Annotated in this window: 3 protein-coding genes; 1 reads left to right on the top strand and 2 read right to left on the bottom strand. The window is 72.4% G+C overall.

What is annotated here, in order from left to right; translation table 11 throughout:
* Positions 1–68: 68 nt before the first annotated feature.
* Entirely contained in the window at positions 69–1508 is a 1440-nt protein-coding gene (locus IH13_RS0112015) for an FAD-dependent monooxygenase (protein WP_031083671.1), read from the bottom strand.
* 63 nt (positions 1509–1571) lie between these two features.
* Here IH13_RS0112015 and IH13_RS0112010 point away from each other — a divergent pair, with 63 nt between their 5' ends.
* A complete protein-coding gene (locus IH13_RS0112010; RefSeq protein ID WP_031083670.1) occupies positions 1572–2210 on the top strand; it encodes a TetR/AcrR family transcriptional regulator C-terminal domain-containing protein in 639 nt (212 codons plus the stop codon).
* 38 nt (positions 2211–2248) lie between these two features.
* On the opposite strand, the gene IH13_RS0112005 is transcribed toward IH13_RS0112010, so the two are convergent.
* On the bottom strand, positions 2249–3388 hold the full coding sequence (locus IH13_RS0112005; protein WP_031083669.1) for an acyltransferase family protein: 1140 nt from the start codon (positions 3386–3388) through the stop codon (positions 2249–2251).
* Positions 3389–3476 lie beyond the last annotated feature (88 nt).

Here is a 3476-nt window from a genome sequence, read left to right as displayed (position 1 = left end):
TAGCCGATGGGCTGGCGGGCGAGGCCCGCGTCGTCGTGTGAGTACTCCATGCTCCGGACGGTAGGAGCTCAAGCGGACTTGAGGTCAAGGCCCAGTCGGTCCGCGTACGCGACGAGGCCGTGGTCGTCCTCGCCCGCCCAGCCGACGTAGCCGTCCGGCCGGACCAGGAACAGGCCGGTGCCGTAGGCCTCGCAGGCGTCCACCCGGTGGGTGCGCAGCAGGGCGTGCTCCGGGTACGGAAGGGGGGTCTCCGCTCCGACGGCCAGCAGGGTGAAGTGCGGCCCCCGGTAGACGTCGAACAGGCGTCGGCTGCCGTCCGCCCTGCCGTCGTCCGCCCTGCCGTCCGGCGCCCGGTCGCCCGCCTCCAGCAGTCCCGCCCGGCCGTGCGACAGGGGGCCGCCGCGGTAGCCGAGGACCAACTGCTGGGCCGCGGCGCCGCGTTCCTGCTCGCCCCGGTGGATGCGGGTGGACAGTCCCAGCATGTCGGCGGCCACCGGGCGGCGTTCCTGCTCGTAGCTGTCCAGCAGGGCGGCGGGCGCGCCGTGCAGCAGTACCTGGCCGAGCTTCCAGCCGAGGTTGTACGCGTCCTGGACGCTGGTGTTGAGGCCCTGCCCGCCGGCCGGGGAGTGGATGTGCGCGGCGTCACCCACGAGGAAGACCCGGCCCGCGCGGAAGCGGTCGGCCAGTGCGGCGCGGGGACGGAAGTCCGAGGCCCAGCGCACCTCGGTGACGTCGTCGGCGGCCAGGTGGGTGCGGGCGGCGATCAGCTTCCGTACGCCGTCGGAGGCGGTGTCGGGTGCGCCGTGCTTGAACTGCGCGACCAGCTGGAAGTCCGCCGTGCCGGGCAGCGGGCACAGGGTGGTGTACCCGGCCTCGCCCACGAAGATGTGCCAGTTCAGCCGGTCCAGGGCGGCCTCGGCGATCCGGACGTCGGCGACCAGCGCGGGCGCGGGGTCGACCGTCTCCCCCTCCATCGGGATGCCGAGCGCGCGGCGGACCGTGGAGCGCCCGCCGTCGGCCGCGACCAGGTAGGACGCCCGGATCCGTCCGGTCGTGAGCTGGGCGGTGACCCCGTCGTCGTCCTGGGCGAGGCCGGTCAGGGCGGTGGCGAAGAGGACCTCGCCGCCGAGCTCGCGCAGCCGCGCGAGCAGGATCTCCTGGGTCCGCCACTGGGGCATCAGCCAGGGCTCCCCGTACGGCTCGGCCTCGGTCGGCGCGGCCCGGCGGAACATCTCGTACGTGCCGAGCCGCTCGCCGCCCTCCCACGTCAGGCCGGTGGGGGCTTGTCCGCCGTGCGTGCGGACGGCGTCGCCCACGCCCAGGTCGTCCAGCACCTCCCGGGTGCGGGGCTGGATGCCCTTGCCGCGTGAGCCGGGGAAGAGCGCGGGCGCCTGCTCGACGACCTGGGCGCGCACCCCGCGCCGGGCCAGGTCGCAGGCGAGTGCCAGGCCGCTGGGGCCCGCGCCCACGATCAGCACGGCAGTTTCCTTAACGCTGTTAAGTTTCATGGCCGGGAGTCTGTCCTTAACGGTGTTAAGTTGTCAAGGGGGCGCTAGGTTGTCGAGGTGGGAATGATGAAGATCGACCGGGCGCGCGTCGCCGACACCGCCCTCGGGCTGCTCAACGAGACGGGCCTCGACGGGCTGACGCTGCGCGCCATCGCCAAGGAGCTGGACGTCAAGGCGCCCGCCCTCTACTGGCACTTCAAGGACAAGCAGGAACTGCTCGACGAGATGGCCACGGTGATGTACCGCCGGATGCTCGACGAGGAGCTGCCCGGCCCCGCCCCCGACCGCTGGCAGGACCAGCTCGTCACCTACCAGTGCGTCCTGCGCCGCGCGCTGCTGCGCTACCGCGACGGGGCCAAGGTCTACAGCGGCGCACGGTTCACCGGGACCGACCACGCGCCCGGCCTGGAGGCCCATCTGCGCACCATGACCGACGCGGGGTTCACGCTGCGGCAGGCCGTGCGCGCGGGCACCACCGCGAACGCCTACACGATGGGCTACGTCACCGAGGAGCAGGGCGTCCAGCCGATGCCGGACGAGCGGCGAGAGGGGTACGACATCGCCGAGCGGGCCGCGCGGATGGAGCGCTACCCGCTGGTCGCGGCGGCCGGCGCGGAGATCTTCACCGGGTACGACGAACGCTTCGAGGACGGCCTGTGGGTCATCGTGGCGGGGATCGAGGCCCGGTACCGCGTGGGGTGAGGGCCCGGTACCGGATGGGGCGAGGGCCCGGTCCGCCGCTACCCCCGTGCCCGTACGGCCGCCGCCTGGGCGGCCATCGCCCGCTTCAGCCGGAGCCCGAACGGCTTCTCCACCAGGCGGTGGAGCAGATGGGCCAGCACGAGCATGCAGCCCACCGAGGCGGCCAGCGTCACCGGCGGCGGCAGGTGCAGCGCCCGGTTCATCACGCGGATCGCGAACCAGCCCAGATGCTCGTGCACCAGGTAGAACGGATAGGTGAGCGTGCCGGCGACCGTCAGCCAGCGCCAGTTCGCCCAGCTGAGCCACCCCAGGGCCACGGCGGCCACGGCGACGAACGCCAGGGTCACGATCGCCTGGATCACGTAGGGGGAGCGCGCGAAGTCGCCGTCCATGCCCGGGTGCCAGAGCGCCGTGACCGAGTACCGCTGGCCGAGCAGCCAGCTGGTGAGCACGATGCCCCACAGCAGCAGGTCGCTGCCGTAGCGGTGGATCAGGTACAGCGCCAGGCCGCCGATGAAGTACGGCGCGTGGTCCCGCATCACCAGGGCGTCGGTGAGCGGCGTCTGCGCGATCCGGGCGAAGACGCCCGCGAACGTCCAGCCGACGCAGAAGACCACCACCCGCCGGTACGTCACCCCGCGCCAGACGACGAAGACGGCGAACAGGAGGTAGAACCGCATCTCCACCCAGAGCGTCCAGCAGACCCCGAGGACGCGGTCCACCCCCATCGGCTGCTGGAGCATGGTGAGGTTGACCAGGAGTTCGTCCAGCGGCAGCGGCCGGACCACGACCGGGAGCAGCACCGCGGCCCCGGTGACGATCACGATCGCGGCCCAGTAGGCGGGGTAGAGGCGGGCGACCCGGGAGCGGAAGAAGTCCCCGGGGCTCCGGCCCCAGCTGCTCATGCAGATCACGAAGCCGCTGATGAGGAAGAAGAGCTGCACCCCGAGGCTGCCGTACGTCGCGAACGACGACAGGGTGGGGAACGTGACGCCCGGCGACCGGCCCCAGGACTCGGCCACCGTGCCGTTCTTGCCCGCGTAGTGGTACAGGCAGACCATCAGGGCCGCCAGGATGCGCAGCCCGTCGAGGGCGCGCAGGCGGCCGGCGCCCTTGGGCGCGGGTGGTGCCGGTACAGGAGCCGCCGCCCGGGCGGGCAGTGGTGGCGCGCTGGTCACTTCGGTGGTCCCTTCCGGGTCTTCCAATGGTCTTCCGCCGGGAAGACGGACGGTCACAGGGGGCTCTGTCTCTTATACACATCTCTGA

This window comes from Streptomyces sp. NRRL WC-3549 (genome assembly GCF_000721935.1).
Lineage (GTDB): Bacteria > Actinomycetota > Actinomycetes > Streptomycetales > Streptomycetaceae > Streptomyces.
The sequence above is the reverse complement of the archived record's forward strand: the minus strand, read 5'-3'. Positions and strand labels throughout refer to the sequence as shown.